The organism is Bacillus sp. LNXM12-1, assembly GCF_003004375.1.
Lineage (GTDB): Bacteria > Bacillota > Bacilli > Bacillales > Bacillaceae > Bacillus.
This window is the reverse complement of the sequence record NZ_PVWX01000001.1, coordinates 513,993-539,655: the sequence shown is the minus strand read 5'-3', so window position 1 is coordinate 539,655 and position 25,663 is coordinate 513,993. Positions and strand designations below refer to the sequence as shown.

Genomic DNA, 25,663 nt, shown 5'->3' with positions numbered 1-25,663 from the left:
TAAGAAAGAGATGATGAATTGAAGAAAATGAAAAAGCCCCTCAAAAGGGACTTTTAAAAACGGGTGACCTGTACAGGAAATTCTTTTACCCCAAAAACAAATGTGCTTTGAATGGGTTTTAGCTGATCTGCCGCACAGGTGATGTCTTGAAACGTCTGGAGTAAAACCTCAAGGGCAATGTTGCTCTCAAGGCGGGCAAGCGGTGCACCGAGACAAAAATGAATGCCAAAGCCAAAGCTCATATGAGGATTTGATTTCCGGTCAAGGCGGAACGTATCTGGATCGTCAAATTTCTGTTCATCGCGATTTGCAGAAGCGACCCAGCTAATGAGATAGTCACCTTTTTCAATTTTTGAGCCTGCAATCTCCACATCCTCGGCCGCGATTCGCCCAATGGCTTGAACAGGCGGGTAATAGCGTAATGTTTCCTCGGTCAATTGAGGAATAAGAGAGGGGTCCTGCCGTACTGCTTCGGCGATATGCGGCTGCTCTGTAAGCAGTCGTACTGCATTTGTAATTAAATTGGTCGTTGTCTCATTACCAGCAACAAGTAATAGAATACAAAAGCCAAGCAGTTCATTCTCGGTTAAACGCTCACCATCGATTTCCGCTTGAATGAGAAGTGAGATCAGGTCATCAGCAGGGGATTCTTTTCGTTTTTGGATTAAGTGAGCAAAATAAGCGGACAGCTCTTCCTCTGCGCGTTTCTGCATATCGACAACTGCCTGAATGGCTTCTTTTGATTCATCCTTAGCACCTGCCACTAGGGCATCAGAATGTTTCTTAATCAGATCTCTATCTTTTACCTCTGCACCGAGAAGCTCAGCAATAATCATCACAGGAAGGGGAGCTGCTAGATCTTGCACGATATCAAACGTACGTTGATCCTTGACTTGTTGCAGCAGGTCATGTGTCAGGTCTTTAATCTTACCTTCTAATTGCTTGATCGCTTTTGGCGTGAATGCTTTATTCACGAGTGCTCTCATCTTTGTATGTTTTGGAGGGTCCATTGTTAAAATACTCGTTTTCGAGGTGCTTCTTCCTCGCTGTGAGGAGAACACTTTCGGCTGCTTGAGAACAGATTGGATATCCGCATATCGAAAGAGATCCCAGCACTTTCTTGTCTCATCATATCTCATATCACTCTGCGCACGTAGCTCATTGTAAATAGGGAATGGGAAAAGAAGGTCATCGGTAGAACGGATTTCTTTCATTGGAATGACATTGACATAGTTTTCTTTCACTTTCATTATGAACGCTCCTTTTTCACTTGGTTTCTCTTTCACCGTATCACCAGTAAAATGTCATTTCAACGGACATGTTTTCTAAAATATGTCAATAGTCTAATCGGAAGATTCAAGCACATTCATCGTATAGGAAAATAGAAAGTCATTAAAAATGATAGCGCTTTCTAAAAAATAGAATTGAAGTCACCGAATCAAAAATAAAATGGGGAATTCAGTCGAAAGAAAGGGTACTATGATGCTAATTCGAATAGTTCTTTTGATCTAAATTGTTGTTTCGTAAAAGCGCAGTCAGCATACATATAGCAAGCGGTTCGCTATACAATCGGGACTTTTGAAAAGCACTAGCTCTTTCTTGACACGATTTCTCATCATGTTACGATAACTAACGTGTGAAAAACACGAACAAAAAGCGAACAAGGGAGAGGATCCATATCATTGATCAAAAGAAAGTTGCTTTCATTGGAGCAGGCTCTATGGCGGAAGGAATGATTGCAGGGATTGTGCGATCAGGACAGATGCCGCTAGGCCAAATTTACGCAACAAACAGACAAAATCAACATCGATTGAATGAACTAACGAAACGATACGGAATACAAACAGCCACAATGGATTCTTTTCCTTTTGAAGAAATGGATATGTTGATCCTGGCCATGAAGCCAAAGGATGCTGAAACAGCACTTGAATCGTTAAAACCTCATATTCAGAGAGACCAGCTGATCATGTCTGTCCTTGCAGGCGTTAAGCAATCATATATTGAAAATATGCTGCATGAAGGGCAGCCTGTTATGAGGGTGATGCCCAATACGTCAAGTACGATTGGGGCTTCAGCGACCGCTTTATGTGCTGGACGTTATGTGAAAGACGACCATATCAGCATGAGTCAGGCTCTTTTATCTGAAATGGGCGAAGTCTATACCATTCAGGAAGAGCAAATGGATATTTTCACTGGAATTGCCGGAAGCGGCCCAGCCTATTTTTATTTCTTAATGGAGAGAATCGAAGAAGCAGGAGAAGAAGCAGGTTTATCTAAGGAATTGTCTCGTCAAATTGGCGCGCAGACACTTCTCGGTGCTGCGAAAATGCTGCAAGAAACAGAAGAAGACCCTTCTACTCTAAGAGAGAAAATTACGTCACCAAATGGAACAACGGCTGCTGGATTGAATGCATTAGATGATTTTGGCGGTGGAGAAGCGATCAAGCAGGCCGTCAAACATGCTGCTAATCGATCAAAAGAGATCAGCAATCAGCAAAAACAAAAAGTATCTATATAAATAGAGCTCAGGTACAGGAGTGATAAGGTGTACGCAGATAAAGAGAGAAAACGAATTGTTGTGAAAATCGGAAGCAGCTCGCTTACTAGCTTTCAAGGGGAGATTAGTTTAAAAAAACTAGAAAACCTCGTCAATCAAATTGTGAAACTCAAAGATGCAGGACACGAAGTCATTTTGGTTTCATCTGGTGCGGTTGCAGCTGGTTACCGAAAACTAGGATTTATCGATAGACCCAAAACACTGCCGGAAAAACAGGCATCTGCCTCAATTGGGCAAGGCCTTTTAATGGAATCATATTCTACTTTATTTTTATCACACGGTTATATTGCCTCACAGCTTTTAATCACAAGAAGTGATTTTTCAGATGAAACGCGCTATCAAAATGTACGCAACACGATGAATGTGTTATTAGATCGAGGCATCATCCCAATTATTAATGAAAATGACACAGTGACGATCAATCGGCTGAAGTTCGGAGATAACGATACATTGTCTGCAAAAGTAGCTGGATTGATTGATGCGGATTTCCTTGCCATTTTATCTGATATTGATGGCTTGTATGAAGATAACCCGCATACAAACCCAAATGCAAAGAGAATTCTTGAAGTCACAGACATCACAGAAGACATCGAAGCAGCGGCTGGAGATGCAGGCAGCAGTGTGGGCACAGGCGGAATGAAATCAAAGCTCGATGCGTTTAAAATTTCCATGGCCGCTGGCATCAATGGCTTTTTAGGAAAAGCGGATACGCCTCACATTTTAGATAAAGCGATCAATGGGACAGAGGACGGCACTTATTTTACGGCTGATGAAAATTTAGCTCCGCTGAATTACAAGAAGCAGTGGATTGCCTTTCATTCTGGACCAAAAGGCGAGATCGTTGTTCAAAAAAAATCACAGGAGCACCTCATGCACCGCGAGAAAAGCCTTGATTCCGATGGCATTGTCAATGTAAAGGGTTCGTTTAAAAAAGGCGATGTCGTCCGTATTTTAGATCAAGATGGTAGAGAAATAGGGCTTGGTATTGTGAATTACCCAGCTGACGAACTTGCACTGAGCAGTGACTCGTTACAGGATGAAGTGGTTCATGTCGTCGATCTTGAAGCGTTTGTTTGTCATTTAGAATTATCGATACCAGTTTGCTAACCAAAAGGGAGGAATTCCATGACACTGACAGCTGAAGTTGTCACATCGGTCAAAGAAAAAGCAAAAAAAGCAAAGCACGTTTCAAAAAAACTAGGTTTACTTCATACAGAGGATAAAAACGAGGCGCTGCTTAAACTAGCAGAAGCGTTAGAACAAAAAAGCACCTTCATTTTACAGGAGAACCAAAAGGATGTAGATGCCGGGAAGGAAAAGGGCTTCTCAGAGGCACTCTTGGATCGTTTAATGTTAAATGAAGAAAGAATTCATGAGTTTGCGGAAAGCTTACGGCTTGTGACGAGATTAACAGATCCTGTTGGAGAAATATTGGATGAATGGACTCTTGAAAACGGCTTGCACGTGAAAAGCCGAAGAGTACCGCTCGGCGTGATCGGGATGATCTATGAAGCGAGACCGAACGTCACTGTCGATGCAGCAGGGCTTGCCCTCAAGGCAGGCAACGCAGTGATTTTAAAAGGCGGTTCCTCCGCTATTTCTTCCAACAAAGCCATTGTCCGTGTCATTCATGAAACATTAGATCAAACAAAGATTCCGCGTGATGCGGTGCAATTGATTGAACAAACAGACCGTTCATCGGTTCAAGCGATGTTCCATCTAAAAGAATGGATCGATGTCTTAATTCCGCGAGGGGGAGCTTCTTTAATCAAAACAGTGGTTGAACAATCCACCATTCCCGTCCTTGAAACAGGGACAGGAAACTGCCATGTCTTTATTGATCAAACAGCCAATGTAAAAAAAGCCATTGAGATTGTCATCAATGCAAAAACGAATCGTCCGGCTGTATGTAATGCACTTGAGACGCTGATCATCCATCGCGATTGGCTGAAAGAGAATGCTGCATCATTGAATGAAGCTCTGCTGGAGCACCATGTCACTGTACATGGTGACGAGGCAGCAATGTCTCATTTTTCAAACGCCATTCCTGCTGAGGAAGTGGACTGGACAGATGAGTATTTAAGTCTTGATCTTGCAGTAAAGGTAGTCGATTCAATCGAGGAAGCCATACACCATATTGATCAGTACGGTACAAAACATTCAGAAGCCATCGTGACAGAAGATGAAAAGCAGGCACTCACGTTTTTAAACGCAGTCGATGCGGCGGCGGTTTATCATAACGCATCTACCCGCTTTACAGACGGCGGCGCACTTGGATATGGGGCTGAAATTGGCATCTCCACTCAAAAACTGCATGCAAGAGGTCCAATGGGACTTCCTGCACTCACGACAACGAAGCTGCTTCTATCTGGCGATGGCCAGATTAGAGGCTAGAAGAGATGCAAAAAACACTACCTTTTTTATGGGGTAGTGTTTTTTAGTGTATGATGAAGATTTTCATTTGCTAGAGCAAGTTTTCTTCATGACTTTCTCAAATTTAAAGAATTCAAATTCCTCAGGTGCTGAAAGCTCATTTTCTTGATCATCTGCATGAGGTGCGTTCGGATCTGGATGTTTCATGTGATAAAATTCAACAATTTGAAAGCCGCACTTATTGACATAAAAATGAATGTTGCGTTTTTCAAAATAGGGGGTCACAACCTCCCAAACAATCGTTTCTGGATATTGCGCCTCGATGGCTTTCCATGCTGCCTGACCAATGCCTTTTCCGTGTGAGGACGAAGAAATGTATAACAGGTCAACTGAGTTGCGCTGTGTCTCTTGATTGATTTTGATGACAACGCCGCCTGCCTTTTCACCATTTAGCATAATATGATAAACAATGTGTTCATTTGATTGAAAAGATTCATCAATCACTTCATCTGGAGGAATCGGTCCATCATGCGCATCGCCAAATGCGTCGATCACGCCAGCTGTAAAAGCTTTCTGCAGCTCTTTTTTCATAAAAGGGAAATCCTCTTTATTTGCATGTGCTAATGTCACTTCATGTTGAGTTATGTTGTTCATATTTTTATCCTTTCCCAGCGTAGTGGTGGTTCTGCATGTTATCATGATAAAGGGTGGAGTAACTCCATAGTCAAGAGAGGAGCCTTAATCATGATCAATGATGTGCAAAAAACGTTTTTCACTGGAGAATTTGCCAAGCTATTTGATGTAAAAAAAGATACCCTGTTTTATTACGATAAAATTGATTTATTTAAGCCAGCTGGTGTCCATGAAAATGGGTACCGTTACTATACACTCGAGCAATTTGATCATTTTATAGCGATTCAATCCCTTCGAGCTGTTCAATTTCCGATAAAAGAGTTAAAACAATATTTTACAGAGCCTTCCCGCGAAAGGCTTCAAAGCCTAGCAGCCGAACAAATAGAAAAGGTCAAACAAGAGATTGAAAAACTTCAAGATATCCAGTCTTTTCTTATGCGGGTGATGGAGACGACGCAAGAACTATCATCTATAAAAATAGGGGAGGTTCAGTTTCAAGAGATGCCAGAAGAACCTGTTGTATTAAGTGCATCGAACCCAATTGACATGAATACATCCGTAGAAGAAATATCACGTATTGTTGGAAAATTTCTAAAGGGAATTGGTATAAAAGGTGCTGCGGCAAATGGTGCTGTCTTAAAAAAGGAGCAGTTTCTTCAGCGTCACTATCATCAGTCAGATCGGCTGTTTTGCCGAATGGAAGCGCCGGGAGCAGTTAAAAAACCTGCCGGCCTCTATGCGGTGATGTATGATCAAGGATCATATGAGGAGATTGAATCTGCTTATTCGCGCTTGTTAGATGAAATCGAGAAAGAGGAAATGATGCTGGATGGAGATGTATTTGAGGAGTATTTGCTTCATTCACTCATGTCTAAAGATGAAGCAGAGTATATAACGAAACTCAGTGTAAAAGTGAAAAAGCGAGCTGATTAACAAAAAAGAGGATAGACCGCATGAGCGCGTGTCTATCCTCTCTTTATATTTAACCCACTTGATTCTCCGAAAATTGGCTCATATATAAGTCTGCATAAAAGCCTTTTTGTTTCAAGAGTTCACTGTGCGTTCCTTTTTCAATGATGGTGCCATCTTTCATGACTAGAATAAGGTCTGCATCCTTGATCGTCGACAGCCTGTGTGCAATGACGAAGCTCGTTCTGCCTTTCATCAATTCATTCATCGCTTTTTGAATGTGCATCTCTGTCCGTGTATCCACACTGCTCGTCGCTTCATCTAATATCAAGATCTTTGGATCAGATAAAATCGCACGGGCGATGGTTAACAGCTGGCGCTGACCTTGGGACAGATTGCCGGCATCTTCTGTTAAGAGTGTGTCATATCCGTCTGGTAGTGTGCGGATGAAGTCATCAGCATAAGCATGTTTGGCGGCTTTGATGACATCCTCTTTTGAGACGTTCTGCCTGCCATAGGCAATATTGTCGTGAATCGTTCCTTCAAAAAGCCACGTATCCTGAAGAACCATCGCAAATAAGTCGCGTACTTGCTGACGGCTAAGATCAGTTGTTTTGACGCCGCCGATGCGGATAGAGCCTTGATCTAATTCATAGAAACGCATTAAAAGATTGATGATGGTTGTTTTTCCAGCGCCTGTTGGTCCGACAATGGCAACCGTTTGACCTTCTTGCACATCTAAAGTCAAATCTTTAATAATCGGATGGTCTTTTTCATATCCAAATTGAACTTGTTCAAAGCTCACATCGCCTGAAAGTGATTCAAGATCAACTGCTGCATCTACTTCAGTGCTTTCTTCTTCCTCATCCAGGATTTCAAATACTCTTTCAGCAGAAGCAATCGCTGATTGAACCAAGTTGGCGACGCTTGATGCTTGCACGAGCGGTTGAGACATTTGCTGCGTGTATTGGATAAACGCCTGCACATCTCCGACACGAATATTCCCATTAATGACAAGAATACCGCCGGCTACACTGACTGCCACATAGCCAAGGTTCCCGATAAACGTCATCAGTGGCATCATTAAACCAGAAATGAACTGCGCTTTCCTCGATGATTCATACAGCTGTTCGTTTAATTGATCAAATGTATCAATCGCTTTCTTTTCGTAGCCATACGCTCGAACCGTTTGATGCCCTGAGAACATTTCATTAATATGTCCGTTGATCATCCCGAGCTCTTTTTGCTGCGCTTTAAAATGCTTTTGAGAAAATGACGTAATGCCGCGAATCGCAAACAGGCTGAGCGGCAGTGTTAAACAAACAAGCAAGGTAAGCAGCGGACTAATCAATAGCATCATGACGACAATCCCAATGACCGTAATGACAGATGTAATCACTTGGGTGAGTGCCTGCTGAAGCGATGTATTAATATTATCGATATCATTCATCACACGGCTCAGCGTGTCCCCATGGGTTGTTTTATCAAAATACCGAAGGGGGAGACGTGTGAGCTTGTCATTTGCTTCTTGCCGTAATTCAGCAATGGTCTGTTGGGAGACACCCGCCATCACATATTGCTGAACGAATGAAAAGAGAGAGGCAATGACATATAGCGCGACAAGCAGTAATAAAATACGTGAAATGACATCAAATTGAACAGCTGTTCCTTGAGTAAAGCTGTCAAACAGGGAAGAGGTGGCATCCCCTAGCAGCTTTGGACTAATGACGTTAAAGACGGTTGAACCGATCGCTGCAATGAAGACAATGATCAATTGAATTTTCCTCGGTTTTAAATAACCAATCAAACGAAGCAGTGTTTTCTTAAATTCCTTCGGTTTTGCGACAGGTCCTCTAGGGTGGCCGCCTTTATGGCCCATGCCGGAAGACATTTTCTTACTCATCCTCGCTCCACCTCCTGACCTTCCTGGGATGCAACAATCTCTTGATAGACAAGATTGTCCTTCAGTAATTGTTCATGTGTTCCGATACCTGCGATTTTCCCATCATCTAGTACGATGATTTTATCACTATGCTTCACTGTGCTGATTCTTTGCGCCACAATGATGAGGGCTGCATGTGCTTTTTCGGCTTCTAATGATGCCCGAAGCTTCGCATCTGTTTTGTAATCAAGTGCTGAGAAACTATCGTCAAACAGATAAAATGACGGCTTTCTCACTAGCGCTCTTGCAATAGAAAGACGCTGCTTTTGACCGCCAGATAGATTCGATCCACCCTGGTCAATTTCCGCATTGATTCCGCCATCTTTTTGCAAAACAAATTCTTCTGCCTGCGCCGTTCGCAGCGCCTGCCAGACGTCTTCATCGCTTGCATCCTGCCTGCCAAAACGCACATTATCGGCAATGGTGCCGCTAAATAAAACCGCTTTTTGAGAGACATAGCCCATCTGGCTTCTTAGTTTCTCCTGAGGCAGCTCTCTAATGTCTACACCATCTAGTGTAATCCGGCCATCTGTTGCTTCATAAAAGCGTGTCATCAGCTGGAGAAGGGTGGTTTTCCCTGAACCTGTACTTCCGATAATAGCTGTCGTTTCGCCAGTTTTGGCTTCAAACGTAATGTCTTGAACTGCCGGTTTCTCAGCATTTGAGTAATAAAATGACACATCCTCAAAACGAATGGATTGGGCTGGCGCGCGCAGGTCAGTAACAGTTCCTTCATTGTCTTTAATCTTCGGTTCCATGTTTAACACTTCGTTCATGCGTTTAGCTGATGCTTGTGCTCTTGGAACCATAATAAAGCTCATCGACAGCATAATAAGTGCCATTAAAATCATCATCGCATATTGAATGAAAGCAATGAGATTCCCAACTTCCATCTCTCCGGCATCAATTCGGTTTGCACCTAGCCAGACAATACCGATATTCGTGAAGTTCATGATGATCAGCATAAATGGAAACAAGTAAGCCATTAATCGGTTGACTCTAAGGCCAGTATCCTTGTAGGATGTGTTGGCTTCTTGAAAACGCTCCTTTTCATCATCTACACGGTTAAAAGCACGAATGACCCGGATGCCTGAAAGAGATTCTCGCATAATTAAATTCAGCCGGTCTGTTTTCTTCTGAAGCTGGCCGAATAATGGAATGGCTTTTCTCGATACCAAATAGATAAATCCGCCAAGAAGGGGAAGAGCTGCTAAAAAGATGAGAGACAGGACAGCATCTCGGGATACAGCCAAAATAATTCCGCCCACAAGCATGAGCGGTGCTCTCGTCATCATTTGTAAGATCATGATCGTGACATCTTGGACTTGTTTCACATCATTTGTTGATCTTGTAATAAAGGAAGACGTCCCGATCCTTTGAAATTCTTCTAGTGAAAATTGTTCGACATGCACAAACAGCTGTCTTCTCATATCACGCCCGAAGCCAAGTGCAGTCTTTGATGACAAGTAGGACTTCCAGATCGTGAGCAAGATGGCAAGTAAAGAACAGGCCACCATCCAGCCGCCAACCTTCCATATGTAAGCAATATCTCCTTGGACGATCCCGACATCGACGATATCTGCCGTAAGCGTCGGTAAATACAGCTGGAGCATGCTGCTTAAAAAGGTGAGGATAACAATGGACACAACGGACAGCCGATACGGCTTTAAAAACGATAAAATTGATTTCATACGAATACCTTTCTTCCATAAAGTGTGTTGTTCTGTAACCCATCATATACAAAGAGGGATTATTTCCACAAATGAAATGTCCTGTTTTAATAAATTATTTATATTGTTCAATTTTAGAAAAGAAATCCTTCACGAACACATAAAAATCATGAGCAGAAGGTGACATTTCTCGTGACTTAGACGCAATAATTCCAACCGTTCTTCTCACTTGCGGAAAATCGATCGGAATTTTCGCTGTAAATCGCGGTGTGGTTTCATAAAAGGCGCTTTCGGGTAATAAGGTAACGCCCATACCCGCTGATACAAGACCTTTAATGGCGTCTAAATCCTCTCCTTCAGATGAAATGGTTGGCTTATAGCCTGCCTGCTTGCAAGCATCAACTGCAATTTGTCTCAGCACATACCCTTCAGGAAATAACACGAAATGATCCTTTCTTAAATCACTTAAATGAATACTCTTTTGTCCGCTAAAGGGGTGGCTAACCGGCAAAAGGGCATAAATGCTTTCTGAAAACAAAATATTTCCTTCTATTTGAGGATCGTTTGTCGGTACGGGTCCTAAAAAGGCGAGATCAATATCTCGATTTTTTACAGCTTCAATGAGAAATTTATAGGATCCTTGACGAAGTAAAAAATCGACCTCTGGATATTCCTGCTTAAAGGCGGAAATGACAGAAGGAAGCACTTGGCTTGCTAGACTTGTAGGAAAGCCGATATTCACCGTTCCTTTGTGCGGATCTAAGTATTCATCAATTTGCTCTTTCGCATAATCAATGGCTTTTAGTGCCGTTCTGACATGATCTAAAAATTGTCTGCCGATCTTCGTTAATTTGATATTTCGGCCTTCTCGTTCGAATAAGGCCACTCCAAGTTCTTCTTCTAAATTCGCAATCTGCCGGCTGATAGCAGATTGGGCGACATGTAAGTTTTCAGCCGCTTCTGACACGTGCTCACGGTCTGCGACTTCTACAAAATAACGTAACTGACGAAGCTCCATTTTTACACTTCACACCCATCTATCTCAAAAAGAGATTGTTTTGATCTAAATTATATATTGTTTATATTAATTTGAAAACTTAAAATAAGTTACAGAGTTTGTGAGATTTTATGACTGTGAAAAAACGGATCTTTTAAACGGGGGAGAGAAACGATGACTTATAATCAACTACCACAACCACAAGGTCTCTACCGTCCTGAATTTGAACATGATGCATGTGGAATCGGACTGTACGCTCATTTAAAAGGGGAAGCGACACACAGCATCGTCAAAAAGGGATTACAAATGCTGTGCCAGCTTGATCACCGCGGCGGGCAAGGCAGTGATCCGTATACAGGTGATGGTGCCGGCTTAATGGTACAGCTGCCAGACGCTTTCTTTAGAAAGAACTGCAAAGACTTTGCACTTCCTGAAAAGGGCCGTTACGGGGTAGGAATGGTCTTCTTTTCAAAAGAGGATGACGAGAAAACGCGTCAAGCCATCGAGCAAAAAATCAACGGATTCATTAAACAAGAAGGTCAAACATTAATTGGCTGGAGAACAGTCCCTGTCGATGCCGGGAAAATTGGTACTGTCGCAGCGAAGAGCTGTCCCGTTGTGAGGCAAGTCTTTATCGGGGCAAACGACAACATCACAGATCGTTTGTCATTTGAAAGAAAATTATATGTCATTCGTAAGCAGGCTGAGAACTGGGGAACAGCAGAGGAAAAGCAATTTTACTTTGTCAGCTTGTCGAGTCAAACCATTGTATACAAGGGGCTTTTAACATCAGATCAAGTCGATGCTTTTTATCTTGATCTTCAGGATGAAACATTTGTTTCTGCATTTTCACTTGTTCATTCACGATTTAGTACAAATACATTTCCTACATGGGAAAGAGCCCATCCAAACCGTTACTTGATTCACAACGGTGAAATCAACACATTAAGAGGAAACATCAATTGGATGAGAGCAAGAGAACAACAATTCGTATCTGAAGCTTTCGGAGACGATTTAGACAAGATTTTGCCAGTGCTGAATGCAGACGGAAGTGATTCATCCATTCTAGACAATGCCTTTGAATTCTTTGTGCTTGCAGGCCGTACACCTGCTCATACAGCGATGATGCTGATTCCAGAGCCTTGGACTGAAAACACGCACATGCCGAAAGAGAAACGGGCATTTTATGAATACCATAGCTCTCTCATGGAGCCGTGGGATGGACCAACAGCCATTTCCTTTACAGATGGTAAACAAATCGGTGCCATCTTAGACCGAAACGGATTAAGACCGGCAAGATATTACGTCACAAATGATGATCATATCATTTTCTCTTCTGAGGTCGGCGTGATCGACACAAATGAAGAGGATGTCAAATACAAAGACCGTCTCGAGCCGGGCAAAATGCTGTTAATCGATTTAGAAGAAGGACGAATTATTTCTGACGAAGAAGTGAAATCGACGATTGCGAATGAACTTCCTTATCAAAAATGGCTTGATGAAGAAATGGTTCATGTCAATCGCTCAGAAGAAAATTCAGAAAATTCTAGTATAATGGATGATTTATTGACTCGTCAGCGTGCGTTCCATTATACGTACGAAGACATTCAAAAATATTTAATTCCTTTACTAGAAGAAGGTAAAGACCCAATCGGTTCAATGGGAAGCGACACACCGCTTGCTGTGTTATCAGATCGTGCGCAGTCTCTGTTTCATTATTTCAAGCAGTTGTTTGCACAGGTGACGAACCCGCCGATTGATGCTATTCGTGAGCAGCTTGTGACATCTACCATGACTTGGTTGGGTGCTGAAGGAGATATTTTACATCCGAATGAATATTCATGCCGAAGAATTAAACTTTATACACCGGTCTTAACGAGTGGACAATTTAACGGCTTGAAAACGATTGTTCATAATGCCTTTAAAAGCAAAACGATTCATACTCTATTCACCGATGATTTAAAGCGCGGATTGGATGCGATGTTTGAAGAGGCGGAAAAAGCGATCCGCGAAGGCGTATCTTTATTAATCCTTTCAGATCGTGAAATGACAGAACAAAAAGTGCCGATTCCACCGCTTCTAGCGCTCAGTGCACTGCATCAGCATCTTGTACGCCAAGGCTTACGGACAAAGGTTAGTCTGATCGTTGAATCTGGAGAAGTCAGAGAGGTCCATCATTTTGCCGCACTGATTGGCTACGGAGCAGATGCGATCCATCCTTATCTTGTGTATGAAACGTACAAACAGTTGATTGCAGATGAAGCGATCTCTTTCAGCTTTGATGAAGCAGTCACAAAGTTTGGTAAAAGCGTGACCGAAGGTGTCGTCAAAGTCATGTCTAAAGTGGGAATTTCCACTGTGCAAAGCTATAGAGGAGCGCAAATCTTTGAAGCTGTCGGCATTAGTGAAGATGTCATTCAGGCGTATTTCACGGGAACAGCTTCTCAGCTTGGCGGGATTGATCTTGAGACCATTGCACACGAGGCAAAACTCCGTCATGAAGCAGGGTATCAGGCAGCGACTGACCAAACACTCGAATCAGGCAGTGATTTCCAGTGGAGAAAAAATGGAGAGCACCATGCCTTTAACCCAAAAACGATCCATACGCTTCAGTGGGCATGCCGCAATGAAGATTACGATCTATTTAAGCAATATACAAAGGCAGCGGACGAAGAAAGAATCGGCTTCCTCAGAAATTTATTTTCTTTCCAGCCAAAACAAAAGCCAGTTCGTCTGGAAGACGTTGAATCTGCTGAATCCATCGTGCGCCGATTCAAGACAGGTGCCATGTCATTTGGATCTTTAAGTAAAGAAGCGCACGAAGCGCTTGCGATTGCCATGAATCGAATTGGCGGTAAAAGTAACAGCGGAGAAGGCGGAGAAGATCCTGCACGCTTTACAGTTGATGAACGCGGCGATGAGCGCAGAAGTGCGATTAAACAAATTGCTTCCGGACGCTTTGGCGTAAAGAGTCATTATTTGGTCAATGCAGATGAACTCCAAATTAAAATGGCGCAGGGAGCAAAACCTGGAGAAGGCGGACAGCTGCCAGGAAATAAAGTATACCCTTGGGTTGCCGATGTACGCGGCTCTACACCAGGCGTCGGATTGATTTCACCACCGCCGCATCATGATATTTATTCCATCGAGGATTTGGCGCAGCTGATCCATGATTTGAAAAACGCGAACCGTGATGCCCGCATCAGCGTCAAGCTTGTGTCTAAAGCCGGCGTTGGGACGATTGCAGCAGGTGTAGCAAAAGGGACGGCGGATGTCATTGTGATCAGTGGATCCGATGGCGGCACAGGAGCTTCGCCGAAAACGAGTATTAAACACACAGGACTTCCTTGGGAGCTCGGTTTGGCAGAAGCACATCAAACCCTTGTGTTAAATGGTCTTCGCGAGAGAGTCGTTCTTGAAACGGACGGCAAGTTAATGACTGGACGCGATGTTGTCATGGCTGCGATTTTAGGAGCAGAAGAATACGGCTTTGCAACAGCTCCACTTGTCGTATTGGGCTGTGTGATGATGAGAGCATGTCATTTAGATACTTGCCCAGTCGGCGTCGCTACACAGAATCCAGAGCTTCGCAAAAAATTCATGGGGAACCCTGATCACATTGTGAATTTCATGATGTTTATTGCAGAGGAAGTAAGAGAAATCTTAGCGGAACTTGGCTTTACATCAATGGATGAATTAATTGGACGCACGGAAGTTCTAAGAGTCAGTGAACGAGCAAAAGCACACTGGAAAGCAGGGCAGCTAGACCTTGAAACACTGCTTTATCAGCCAGAAGGAGCTCGTACATTCAGAACACCGCAAAATCATAAAATTGATGAATCACTGGATATGAATGAAATCCTCCCTTATGTACAGGAAGCGCTGAATCATCAAACACCGGTTGATCTATCATTGAATATTCGCAATATCAACCGTGTGGCCGGAACCATTACTGGAAGTGAAGTGTCTAAGCGCTACGGGGAAGAAGGCTTGCCAGAGGATACGATCACACTAAGGTTCACTGGTTCCGCAGGACAAAGCTTCGGCGCATTTGTACCAAAGGGCATGTCTCTCTATTTAACAGGTGATTCAAATGACTATATCGGCAAAGGACTCTCTGGAGGCAAAATTGCGGTCAAAACCTCTGATCACTTTGTACAAAATGGACATGAAAACGTCATTGTCGGAAACGTCGCATTCTACGGAGCGACAAGCGGAAAAGCCTTTATTAACGGTCGTGCAGGTGAGCGCTTTGCCGTTCGTAATTCAGGTGTGCATGTGGTCGTTGAAGGAATCGGTGATCACGGCTGTGAATACATGACTGGCGGACGTGTCGTCATTTTAGGAGACGTCGGAAAAAACTTCGGCGCAGGCATGTCTGGCGGCGTAGCTTACGTCCATACATCCGATGCGAAACAGTTCAAAAGAATGTGCAACATGGAAATGATCATGTTTGAAAAGCTCACAGATCATGAAGAAGAACAAGAAGTGAAACAGCTGATTAAAGAGCACCTTCATTATACAAACAGCTCAAAAGCATCGGCACTTCTAGAAAACTGGGCGCAAGAAAAGGATCAATTCATCAAAGTTATTCCGAGAAATTACAAAATGATGCTTCAAAGCATTGAAGAACAAAAACAAGCGGGCCTCAGTCATGAAGAAGCGGTCATGTTCGCTTTTGAAGCAAACACAAAACCGAAAAATCAAGAAACGGCAAACGGGCAAAAAGCAGCCCTCGCTCATTAAGAAAGGGGAGAGGACAATGGGCAAAGCAACAGGTTTTATGGATTATAAAAGAGAAAAGCCAAATGAACGTGACCCTCTCACTCGTCAAAATGACTGGAAAGAATATTCAGCTCCTTATACAGATGACGTATTGAAGAAGCAGGGCGCTAGATGTATGGATTGCGGCACACCGTTTTGTCAAATTGGGATGGAGATCAGGGGCGGCGTCTCAGGCTGCCCGATCTACAATTTAATTCCAGAATGGAATGACCTTGTGTACCGCGGGAGATGGAAAGAAGCGCTCGAAAGGCTGCAAAAAACAAATAATTTCCCTGAATTTACTGGGAGAGTATGTCCAGCACCTTGCGAAGGGTCATGTACAGTTGCCATCAATGATCCAGCCGTTTCGATTAAAAATATCGAACGCACGATCATTGATAAAGGCTTTGAAAATGGATGGATCACACCAAGAATTCCTTCAAGCCGTACAGGCAAGAAGATTGCCATTGTCGGCTCAGGGCCAGCAGGACTTGCAAGTGCGGATCAATTAAACCAAGCAGGCCACGCCGTAACAGTGTTCGAACGGTCTGACCGCCTTGGCGGGCTGCTGACATACGGCATTCCAAACATGAAGCTGGACAAAGAAGTGGTGGAGCGAAGAGTCAAACTGTTGAGACAAGAAGGCATTGATTTTGTAACGAACACAGAAATCGGCGTCGATGTCACTGCCGACGAACTGAAAGAACAGTTTGATGCGGTCATCCTTTGTACAGGTGCACAGAAGCAGCGTGACCTGTTGATTGAAGGCCGGGAAGCTAAAGGGATTCACCTTGCGATGGATTATTTAACCCTCGCAACAAAAAGCATGCTTGATTCAGGATTTAAAGACAAAAACTTCATTGATGCAAAAGGAAAAGACGTCATTGTCATTGGCGGGGGAGATACAGGTGCGGATTGCGTCGCAACTGCACTTCGCCAAAAAGCAAAAAGTGTTGTTCAGTTCGGGAAGCACCCAAAACTTCCGGATACACGTGTAGGGGATAACATGTGGCCTGAACAGCCTTACGTCTTCTCACTGGATTATGCTTATGAAGAAGCACAAGCAAAATTCGGAGAAGATCCGCGTCAATATTCCATTCAAACCACAAAAATTGTGGCAGACAAAAATGGGAAATTAAAAGAGCTTCATACCATTCAAATGGAAAAGGTGAAAAACGAACAGGGGAAGTTTGAATTTCATGAGATTCCAGGGACAGAAAAGGTATGGCCTGCTCAGCTAGTCTTTATTGCAATTGGTTTTGAGGGAACTGAACAGCCACTCGTGAAACACTTTGGCGTGGACAGCAAAAACAATCGCATTGACGCAAAGTATGGGGAGTATACAACAAATGTAGAAGGCGTATTTGCAGCGGGAGATGCAAGACGCGGGCAAAGCTTGATTGTCTGGGCGATTAATGAAGGCAGACAAGTGGCGCACGAGGTAGACCGTTATTTAATGGGGAGTTCGGTTCTGCCAAAATAGGTCATACAAAGGGTGTTTACACATATAAAGAAAAGCCATGGCCAAAAAGTGGTCATGGCTTTTTATGATTCAGAAATGGTGTGGTTGATGATGACTTTTTTGCGTTTAAGCTGCGATATGACTAAACAAATAAAGACAACTAGAACAAAAAGAGAAATGGTCAAAAAGCCAAACATATATGAGCCCGTCACTTCTTTTAAACAGCCCAGAATATTAGGTAAAAAGAAGCCGCCAATGCCCCCAGCAGCACCAACAATTCCGGTCACGATCCCAATTTCTTTATGAAATACTTGAGGCACCAGCTGAAAAACTGCGCCATTCCCCATCCCAAGACACATCATCCCGGTAAATAAAAGGGTAATGACCAAAGGTAAAGCTGGAAGACTGCTCACCCCTCCTAAGCAGATGCCGATGACTGCGAATAATCCAAGCAGTACTTTCATTCCACCTATTTTATCCGCAATGAGACCACCGATGGGGCGAAAGAAGCTGCCCGCCGCCACACAAAGAGTCACAAAATCACCTGCATGAATTTTCGAGATACCATATTGATCCACAAAGAAAATACTGAGAAAACTGGAAAGCCCGACAAATCCTCCGAATGTAATCGCATAAAGCAGGCAGAAAAACCATGCCGATTTCACCTGAAATACTGAAAAATACGACCGTAGCGGCTTTGGAGCGGGCTGATTTGGTGCATTTTTTGCTGTGAAAATAAAAAACAAAAAGACAAGACTTAACGGAATCAGGGCGAGCCCCATGACTGCATGCCATCCATAAATCTCGGCAAGACGTGGACCAAATAGTGTGGAGATCAGTGTTCCGCTGTTACCGGCACCTGCAATCCCCATGGCCACGCCTTGTAAATGAGGAGGATACCAGCGGCTTGCCATTGGCAAAGCAACAGCAAAGCTTGCTCCTGCTACTCCTAACAAAATACCAATCAGCACGAGCTCGGAAAGGGTTGTACCAGCGATGAACCCCCAGATGAGCGGGATGGTGGTGAAAAGCATGCCAATTACCGCTGTCTTCTTAGGTCCTATACGATCGGTGAATAAGCCAAGTACAATCCGAAAAAAAGAACCAGATAAAATCGGAATGGCAACAATCATGCCTTTCTCTGCAGTCGATAAAGCAAAGTCTTGCGCAATAAAAGCACCCAGTGCCCCTAATAAGACCCAGATCATAAAGCTCACATCGAAATATAAAAAGGAACTTAGCAATGTCTTAGGGTGACCACTTGATTTTAACTCTGAGAGTTTCATAAAATGCCTCCTCTATTTTGAATTTTCTGACTTAAAGATAGCGAGTTATCCCAAGTAATAAAAGTATCATGTTAGAAAAATTGACATGATTACACACTTTTTTACAGGCATGTGCCATAATCTATCCATACAATGTGTTGGGCAAGAAGCTTAGAGAGGTTGATTTCATATGGCAAAACGCAAACTAGTGTTTATCGGAAACGGCATGGCGAGTATGAAATGTATCGAGCAGATGATTCAAAAACAGCCAGAACACTATGCCATAACAGTTATTGGAAAAGAGAAGCGCCCTGCCTACAATCGAATAAAACTTTCATCGATTTTACAAAAAAGCGACTCATTATCTCAAATTGAACTCAAGGAAAAAGAATGGTACACCGCGCATGACATCATCATGTACAAAGGGGAAACAGTCGTCCATATCGATACAAACAAGAAGTGTATCATGACAGAAGCGCGCCGGGAAATTCCCTATGACAAGCTCGTCATCGCAACAGGATCATTGCCGTATTTTCTTCCAATTCAGGGCGTGTCCAAAAAAGGGATTTATGCTTTTCGTACAATTGATGATTATGAGGCCATTTGTGCGGATGCGATGCGTTATCAACGAGCAGCAGTGGTCGGAGGCGGTGTGCTTGGTGTAGAGGTGGCGGCTGGCCTGCAGATTGCGGGACTTGAGACAACCATCATTCATCATGCCGAGTGGCTCATGCAGCGCCAATTAGATGAAACGGCTGCTAGTCTATTACAGCAGCAATTAACGCGCAAGGGCATCCAGGTGAAAACAAATGCCCATACCATTGCATGCTTAGGGGACGAGAGGGTAGAAGGCGTTCTATTGAAAAATGGCGACATCGTGGATGCTGATCTTGTTGTTTTCACAACAGGTATCCGTCCAAACATACAGCTTGCAAAAAATCACGGCATTCATACGCGAAAAGCCATTGTCGTCAATGACATGATGCAAACAAATGTCCAAGATATTTATGCCATTGGGGAATGTGCAGAGCATAAAGGAATGGTGCATGGCCTTGTTCAGCCCATTTATGAACAAGCAAATGCACTTGCCAATCATCTATTAGGCGAGCAAATTACATCTGTACCTCATCCCATTTACTCAACAAAATTAAAAGTACCTGACATGCCTATCTATTCTGCGGGATGTATTGAACTCCATTCCCCGTATACGTCAGTGGTGACATATTTAGATGAAGAGCAAGAAGTGTATAAAAAATTCGTCTTTGAACGCGAGGCACTAACAGGTTTTTTATTAGTTGGAGAGCTGGAGAAAGCCGATCAGCTTTTGCAAGATGTGAAAGTGGGGCGTGATAAAAGTGTCGTCATGAAAGCTCTTCATGAGGAGCAGCCATCTCCTCTAGATTCATTAAAAATGGACGATCTCGTCTGCCAATGTCAAAGCGTTACAAAAGGGACGATTTTGAACACCATATCCGTCCATCAGCTGACAAGCTTAGAAGAGGTTCAAAAACAAACAGGGGCAGCAACCGGCTGCGGCGGCTGTCAAGAGCTCGTCCGTGCCTGCTGTCAGTTATCATCACATGAACAAATAGATGAGCCGGCCTCTTTTTGTTCATGTACAGAAGCTGATGAGCAGACCATTTTTTCGTTTATCAAAAAGCAACTGCTGCTGAATGTGGAGGAAATCAGAAGACATTTTCATTGGAAAACGGAGAACGGCTGCAGCAACTGCAGGTCTGCCATTCCATACTATCTCGAGCAATTCCAATCACCGATTGAAAAAATCAGCGATGCTGATCAAGAAGACATGTTGCCTCAGCTATACGGAGGGCGTCTTGAACTGGATTTCCTGAAAATCATTACGTCTTTGTTAGAACAAAAACTGATTGATCAGGCAGAGCTGACAGAGCATAAACGAATACGGCTCATCGGCGTGTCAAAACAGGCGGCACAGATCGTCAAAAAACATTGGCCCATCATGGCGAAAGAAAAAAGAAGACTATCTCATGTCCTTACATGTGATTGTAGTCACGATCCAGCTGTCACAGCACTAGTAATGGAGTTTGAAAGACAAGTAGAAGACACACTTTTACCAGCCGTCACCTCTATTCATGTCGCCGGCTCTTCCTGCACGTGTAAACTATCTCCAATATATGACATTTGCATGAAGAAACAGCTGGGGGAATGGAACATTTATATAGGAGGTGACGTATGTCAGCCGAAGGCCGGCCAGCTTTTTTACACTTTGCCTCAATCAAGTGAGCTGATCCCTTTTTTAAAAGCGCTGCTTGAAGATTATAGAAAAAGTGCATACTTTCAAGAATCCATCGGCGATTGGCTTCTCCGTTATGGACTCATTTCTATTCGAGAAAAATTGCTTGATGAGGAAAGTAGAAAAGAGCTCTGTGAACAATTTGACCAAAGCAGACAAAAGGATGTGAAGGTATGAGTCAGTCTTTTTTACGATATGCCCAGCAAATATCAGAGCAGGAAGAACGAAAGCGAGTGTATCCATCCCAATGTCCATTTTGCAGTATGCAGTGCAAAATGCAGCTAGTAGAGCAGCATGTGGAAGGACGAACCAGATATCAAACGATTGGCGTACACAATCCAACTACGCACGGGAGACTTTGTATAAAAGGGCAGCATGCACACCAGCACGCACTGCACAAAGAACGTTTGAATCACCCGCTCATCAAAAGAAACGGGCAATTTGTAAAAGCGTCATGGCAGGAGGCACTTAATGAAATCAAAACAAACATGGAATCCCTTCAGATGGCACACGGGCATGATGCCATCAGTGTGTACGGAAGCGCATCTATTACAAATGAGGAGGCGTACTTACTCGGAAAGTTTGCGAGAGTGGCGCTGAAAACGAAATACATCGATTACAACGGGAGACTTTGTATGTCGTCAGCAGCAACTGCGGCGAATCAAACATTCGGACTTGACCGGGGTCTTACGTTTCCTCTCAGTGACATCAAGCATACACGGGTATTGATATTGGTTGGAACGAATATAGCAGAATGTCAGCCAACCTTCATGCCGTACGTCGAAGAGGCGAAAAAAAACGGTGCATTTCTCATCGTCATCGATCCGCGCAAAACACAGACAGCCCAATTAGCCGATGTACATGTCAGCCTGAAACCAGGATCAGATGCTGCACTGGCAAACGGCATCTTGCACATTATGCTTCATGAACATTTAATAGATGAATCATTTATTCGTCTTCGAACGTCAGGGTTCCAAAAATTAAAGGAGCACGTCTCGCGCATGTCCCTCTCAAACATTGCTGAGCAAACCGGTGTGATGATTGAAGTTCTGCAGAAAATAGCAAGGAAATTCGCACAAGAAAAGACAGGCATGATTTTCACAGCAAGAGGCATTGAGCAGCAAATAGACGGGACAGCATCTGTGCGAAATTTCCTGAATATTCTGCTTGTTACTGGGAAGATCGGCCGCGTTGGGTGCGGCTATGGCGCAATAACCGGGCAAGGAAATGGCCAGGGGGCAAGAGAGCATGGACAAAAAGCAGATCAGCTTCCAGGGTATCGAGATATCACAAATTCTGCTCACAGAAAAGAAATAGCTGACATATGGAACATTGATGAAAAAGAACTCCCTGGAAAAGGCGTGTCTGCTTTTGAGATGTTTGAAAAAATGCAGGAAGGAGAGATAAAAGCGCTCTTTTTAATGTGCTCTAACCCCGTTCAGTCAGGCCCGCACGCGCGCTTTATTCAACAAGCCATCAAGAAATTGTCCTTTTTTGTAGCTGTTGATTTATTTATGTCTGAGACAGCTGCGCTGGCAGATGTAATTTTACCTACTTCGTCATATTTAGAGGATGAAGGTACGGTGACAAATGTAGAGGGGCGCGTTACGCTTAGAGAAGCAACCTATCCACTTAAGCATCAAAGAAAACACGATTGGCAAATCATTTGTGATATAGCAGCTGTATTAGGCAAAAGCGGCTATTTCTCCTTTTCATCCGCAGAAGAGATTTTTGAAGAATTAAGAGCCGCAACGAAAGGCGCAAAAGCGGATTACTCAGGCATGACCTATGAAAGACTGAGGGAGGAGCAAGGCATATTATGGCCTTGTACGCATCTAGAAGACCCAGGAACCGAAAGATTATTTGAACATGCATTCTCACATTCTGACAGTTTAGCAAAGTTTGCCGTCGTCACACACGGAAAAAATGTGGCAAAGGAACCAGTCAGTCAAGAATATCCTCTTTATTTAACGACGGGCAGAGTGATGGCTCACTACCAAACGGGCGTTCAAACAAGAAAAAGTACCTCTCTTGTTGCCCGGCAGTTTGAATCTTATGCAGAGCTTCATCCTGACACAGCAAAAACGTATGGACTTCAGCACGGGGAGCTTGTGACCATCCAGTCAAAAAGAGGAAGTGTCATCATGAGATGCCGCATATCAGACACCATTCGAAAAGATACCGTGTTTGTTCCATTTCACTGGAGTAAACATCAATCCATTAATCAATTAATTAGTGAACAACTAGATCCGCACAGTAAAATGCCAGGCTTTAAATATTGTCCTGTAGAGCTGTCAGCCTATGTGAATTAAAAAATATGTGAGAAATCATAACATGTATTTTCCATCTATGTTTAGATGATGGTACTTTCTAAAAAATGATCACATGAGGGGTGTTTTATCGTGAAAGAAAAACTCGTATTAGTGGGGAACGGTATGGCTGGCATTCGAAGCCTCGAAAACATTTTAAAAACAGACAGCGAACGATTCGACATGACGGTATTTGGAAGTGAACCGCATCCTAACTATAACCGGATTCTTTTATCGAAGGTGCTTCAAGGAGATACGAAGGTTGAAGATATTACACTAAACGATTGGAATTGGTATCAGGAGCATGATATTCAGTTGTTTACAAATGAGACCATTGTGAAGATCGATACAGATAACCAAACAGTCACCAGTGATCAAGGACGGACCGTGCATTATGACCGATTGATTTTAGCAACAGGGTCACTTCCGGTTATCCTGCCGATTCCAGGGCGTGATAAAAAAGGCGTGACGGCCTTTCGTACATTGCAAGACACAGAGGAAATGGTCAATGCCTCTAGCAGGTACAAAAAAGCAGCAGTCATTGGAGGCGGCCTTCTTGGACTGGAAGCAGCACGCGGCCTACTCAACTTAGGCATGGAAGTGAATGTCATTCACCTCAGCTCTCATTTAATGGAACGCCAGCTAGACCCTATTGCAGGTCAGCTTCTACAAAAAGCATTAGAAGAACAGGGCATGAACTTCCTGTTAGGAAAACAGACAAATGAGATTTTAGGAGATACAAGAGTTGAAGGGTTATCATTTTCAGATGGCACGACACTTGAGACAGACCTAGTCGTCATGGCTGTAGGAATTAAACCAAGTAAAATGCTTGCAGAAATAAGCGGCCTTGAAGTGAACCGAGGTATTATCGTCAATGATTTCATGGAAACGAGTGTCCCAGGCATTTATGCCGTCGGAGAATGTGTAGAACACAGAGGACAAACGTACGGGCTTGTCGCTCCTTTATACGATCAAGCGAATGTGCTTGCTGGGCATGTATGTGACATGAATCCTGTGCCATATGAAGGCTCTGTTCTGTCAACGCAACTGAAAGTATCGGGAGTTGACGTGTTTTCAGCTGGTGACTTTATAGAAAACGATGAGAAAAAAGCGATCAAAATCTTTGACGAACAAAAAGGCATCTATCAAAAACTAGTCTTCCAGCAAAACCGATTAGTAGGTGCCGTCATGTTTGGAGAAACAAGCGATGGACCTCGTCTATTCTCGTATATTAGAGAAGGGGTAGATATGTCGGATATGGAGAAGGTATCTGTCTTAACCTCGAATGATCCGGCGCAAGAAAGCATGATTGAAAGCATGGCAAATGACCATATCGTTTGCGGCTGTAATGGTGTCTCAAAGGGTCAGATTGTGGAAGCCATTCAAAAAGAAGGCTTAACAACGATTCAGGAAGTGAAGCAATGTACAAGTGCCTCACGATCATGTGGAGGCTGCAAGCCCGTTGTCGAAGAGATTCTTTGGCACACGTTGGGCGATGATGCGAACCGAACAGCCCAAAAAGAAACCATCTGCGCCTGCACCACTCGTTCACGAGATGAAGTCATTCATGAAATCAAAGAGAAGGGCCTGCAGCATGTCAAAGAAGTGATGAACGTACTTGACTGGGAGACAGAGGAAGGCTGTTCAAAATGCCGACCTGCCCTGAATTATTATTTAGGCATGCTTCAACCTCTTGAGTACAAAGATGAAAAGAGCTCACGATTTGTGAATGAACGCATGCATGCCAATATTCAAAAAGATGGCACCTATTCGGTTGTTCCGCGGATGTACGGCGGCGTGACAAATGCAAATGACCTGAGAAAAATAGCTGATGTCGTCGACAAATATGAAATACCGCTTGTGAAAATGACTGGCGGCCAGCGTATTGACCTTCTAGGTGTCAAAAAAGAAGATTTACCTAAAGTATGGGCAGACCTGGATATGCCATCTGGTTATGCTTACGGAAAATCTTTAAGAACGGTCAAAACTTGTGTTGGAGAACAATTTTGCCGGTTCGGCACACAGGACTCGATGGCTCTTGGCATTGCACTTGAAAAGAAATTCGAAGGTCTTGCGACACCGCATAAAGTCAAAATGGCTGTCTCTGCTTGCCCTAGAAACTGTGCAGAATCTGGCATTAAAGACCTTGGCATTGTGGGAATTGATGGAGGGTTTGAATTGTACGCCGGCGGAAATGGCGGCACACACTTGCGGGCTGGAGATTTATTGATGAAGGTCAGTACAGCAGAAGAAGTAGAGCAAGTGGCAGCTGCGTACCTTCAATATTACAGAGAAACGGCAAATTATCTAGAAAGAACCTCTGCTTGGGTTGAACGACTTGGATTAGATCATATTCAATCAGTACTCCTAGATGATGAGAAACGAGAAGCCTTAATCCAAAGAATGGACATCGCACTGTCAACGTATGAGGAGCCTTGGCAGGAGCTGCGCGAGAGTCAAAAAGACACGAAACAATTATTTCAAAAAGCGACGGCTTCTGTATAAATCAA

15 protein-coding genes are annotated in these 25,663 nt (G+C 43.5%); 9 read left to right on the top strand and 6 right to left on the bottom strand.

The window, feature by feature from the left end:
* Positions 1 to 53: 53 nt before the first annotated feature.
* Positions 54 to 1,250 carry a cytochrome P450 gene (locus tag C6Y07_RS02695; RefSeq protein ID WP_060596527.1) on the bottom strand — a complete coding sequence of 399 codons (1,197 nt, stop codon included), beginning with the start codon at positions 1,248 to 1,250 and terminating at the stop codon, positions 54 to 56.
* Positions 1,251 to 1,720: 470 nt separating this feature from the next.
* On the opposite strand from C6Y07_RS02695, the gene proC reads away from it, so the two are divergent.
* The 3 genes from proC to C6Y07_RS02680 are packed head-to-tail and all read left to right on the top strand — an operon-like array spanning position 1,721 to position 4,951.
* Positions 1,721 to 2,518: a pyrroline-5-carboxylate reductase gene (proC, locus tag C6Y07_RS02690; RefSeq protein WP_066030788.1), complete on the top strand. Its 798-nt coding sequence runs from the start codon at positions 1,721 to 1,723 to the stop codon at positions 2,516 to 2,518.
* Between the two features lie 27 nt (positions 2,519 to 2,545).
* A complete protein-coding gene (gene proB, locus C6Y07_RS02685; RefSeq protein WP_060596525.1) occupies positions 2,546 to 3,664 on the top strand; it encodes a glutamate 5-kinase in 1,119 nt (372 codons plus the stop codon).
* Between the two features lie 18 nt (positions 3,665 to 3,682).
* A complete protein-coding gene (locus C6Y07_RS02680) occupies positions 3,683 to 4,951 on the top strand; it encodes a glutamate-5-semialdehyde dehydrogenase (protein WP_106061624.1) in 1,269 nt (422 codons plus the stop codon).
* A 63-nt stretch (positions 4,952 to 5,014) separates the two neighbouring features.
* Here the strand turns inward: C6Y07_RS02680 and C6Y07_RS02675 are convergent, their stop codons facing one another.
* Positions 5,015 to 5,584 carry a GNAT family N-acetyltransferase gene (locus tag C6Y07_RS02675; RefSeq protein WP_060596523.1) on the bottom strand — a complete coding sequence of 190 codons (570 nt, stop codon included), beginning with the start codon at positions 5,582 to 5,584 and terminating at the stop codon, positions 5,015 to 5,017.
* A 90-nt stretch (positions 5,585 to 5,674) separates the two neighbouring features.
* Here C6Y07_RS02675 and C6Y07_RS02670 point away from each other — a divergent pair, with 90 nt between their 5' ends.
* Entirely contained in the window at positions 5,675 to 6,496 is an 822-nt protein-coding gene (locus C6Y07_RS02670) for a MerR family transcriptional regulator (RefSeq protein ID WP_060596522.1), read from the top strand.
* A 49-nt stretch (positions 6,497 to 6,545) separates the two neighbouring features.
* Here C6Y07_RS02670 and C6Y07_RS02665 read toward each other — a convergent pair whose 3' ends face one another.
* The 3 genes from C6Y07_RS02665 to gltC form a co-directional block, all read right to left on the bottom strand.
* Complete coding sequence (locus tag C6Y07_RS02665; protein ID WP_106031110.1) at positions 6,546 to 8,375, bottom strand: ABC transporter ATP-binding protein; 1,830 nt, start codon at positions 8,373 to 8,375, stop codon at positions 6,546 to 6,548.
* Entirely contained in the window at positions 8,372 to 10,105 is a 1,734-nt protein-coding gene (locus C6Y07_RS02660; RefSeq protein WP_060596520.1) for an ABC transporter ATP-binding protein, read from the bottom strand. Before C6Y07_RS02660 ends, C6Y07_RS02665 begins: the two co-directional genes overlap by 4 nt.
* Positions 10,106 to 10,199: 94 nt before the next feature.
* Positions 10,200 to 11,102: a glutamate biosynthesis transcriptional regulator GltC gene (gene gltC / locus C6Y07_RS02655; RefSeq protein WP_034660886.1), complete on the bottom strand. Its 903-nt coding sequence runs from the start codon at positions 11,100 to 11,102 to the stop codon at positions 10,200 to 10,202.
* Positions 11,103 to 11,255: 153 nt separating this feature from the next.
* Between gltC and gltB the strand changes: the two genes are divergently transcribed.
* Both gltB and gltD read left to right on the top strand, forming a co-directional pair.
* A complete protein-coding gene (gene gltB / locus C6Y07_RS02650; protein WP_106156213.1) occupies positions 11,256 to 15,827 on the top strand; it encodes a glutamate synthase large subunit in 4,572 nt (1,523 codons plus the stop codon).
* Between the two features lie 16 nt (positions 15,828 to 15,843).
* Positions 15,844 to 17,328: a glutamate synthase small subunit gene (gene gltD / locus C6Y07_RS02645; protein WP_034660884.1), complete on the top strand. Its 1,485-nt coding sequence runs from the start codon at positions 15,844 to 15,846 to the stop codon at positions 17,326 to 17,328.
* Positions 17,329 to 17,390: 62 nt separating this feature from the next.
* On the opposite strand, the gene C6Y07_RS02640 is transcribed toward gltD, so the two are convergent.
* Positions 17,391 to 18,593, bottom strand: coding sequence for a nitrate/nitrite transporter (locus C6Y07_RS02640; RefSeq protein WP_106156211.1), 1,203 nt, complete (start codon positions 18,591 to 18,593; stop codon positions 17,391 to 17,393).
* A gap of 169 nt (positions 18,594 to 18,762) precedes the next feature.
* Between C6Y07_RS02640 and nirB (C6Y07_RS02635) the strand changes: the two genes are divergently transcribed.
* The 3 genes from nirB (C6Y07_RS02635) to nirB (C6Y07_RS02625) all read left to right on the top strand — a co-directional run bounded on the left by nirB (C6Y07_RS02635) (position 18,763) and on the right by nirB (C6Y07_RS02625) (position 25,658).
* Complete coding sequence (gene nirB / locus C6Y07_RS02635) at positions 18,763 to 21,021, top strand: nitrite reductase large subunit NirB (RefSeq protein ID WP_106072801.1); 2,259 nt, start codon at positions 18,763 to 18,765, stop codon at positions 21,019 to 21,021.
* Entirely contained in the window at positions 21,018 to 23,156 is a 2,139-nt protein-coding gene (gene nasC, locus C6Y07_RS02630) for an assimilatory nitrate reductase catalytic subunit NasC (protein WP_066030795.1), read from the top strand. Before nirB (C6Y07_RS02635) ends, nasC begins: the two co-directional genes overlap by 4 nt.
* A 90-nt stretch (positions 23,157 to 23,246) precedes the next feature.
* A complete protein-coding gene (gene nirB / locus C6Y07_RS02625) occupies positions 23,247 to 25,658 on the top strand; it encodes a nitrite reductase large subunit NirB (protein ID WP_106156209.1) in 2,412 nt (803 codons plus the stop codon).
* Positions 25,659 to 25,663 lie beyond the last annotated feature (5 nt).

What these genes read in the sequence shown, in the direction of transcription:
- gltB (WP_106156213.1), top strand. Translation starts at nt 11,256, where the DNA reads ATGACTTATAATCAACTACCACAACCACAAGGTCTCTACCGTCCTGAA.
- nasC (WP_066030795.1), top strand. Translation starts at nt 21,018, where the DNA reads ATGAGTCAGTCTTTTTTACGATATGCCCAGCAAATATCAGAGCAGGAA.
- nirB (WP_106072801.1), top strand. Translation starts at nt 18,763, where the DNA reads ATGGCAAAACGCAAACTAGTGTTTATCGGAAACGGCATGGCGAGTATG.
- C6Y07_RS02695 (WP_060596527.1), bottom strand. Translation starts at nt 1,250, where the DNA reads ATGAAAGTGAAAGAAAACTATGTCAATGTCATTCCAATGAAAGAAATC.
- proC (WP_066030788.1), top strand. Translation starts at nt 1,721, where the DNA reads ATGGCGGAAGGAATGATTGCAGGGATTGTGCGATCAGGACAGATGCCG.
- gltC (WP_034660886.1), bottom strand. Translation starts at nt 11,102, where the DNA reads ATGGAGCTTCGTCAGTTACGTTATTTTGTAGAAGTCGCAGACCGTGAG.
- C6Y07_RS02665 (WP_106031110.1), bottom strand. Translation starts at nt 8,375, where the DNA reads ATGAGTAAGAAAATGTCTTCCGGCATGGGCCATAAAGGCGGCCACCCT.
- C6Y07_RS02660 (WP_060596520.1), bottom strand. Translation starts at nt 10,105, where the DNA reads ATGAAATCAATTTTATCGTTTTTAAAGCCGTATCGGCTGTCCGTTGTG.
- gltD (WP_034660884.1), top strand. Translation starts at nt 15,844, where the DNA reads ATGGGCAAAGCAACAGGTTTTATGGATTATAAAAGAGAAAAGCCAAAT.
- C6Y07_RS02670 (WP_060596522.1), top strand. Translation starts at nt 5,675, where the DNA reads ATGATCAATGATGTGCAAAAAACGTTTTTCACTGGAGAATTTGCCAAG.
- C6Y07_RS02680 (WP_106061624.1), top strand. Translation starts at nt 3,683, where the DNA reads ATGACACTGACAGCTGAAGTTGTCACATCGGTCAAAGAAAAAGCAAAA.
- C6Y07_RS02640 (WP_106156211.1), bottom strand. Translation starts at nt 18,593, where the DNA reads ATGAAACTCTCAGAGTTAAAATCAAGTGGTCACCCTAAGACATTGCTA.
- C6Y07_RS02675 (WP_060596523.1), bottom strand. Translation starts at nt 5,584, where the DNA reads ATGAACAACATAACTCAACATGAAGTGACATTAGCACATGCAAATAAA.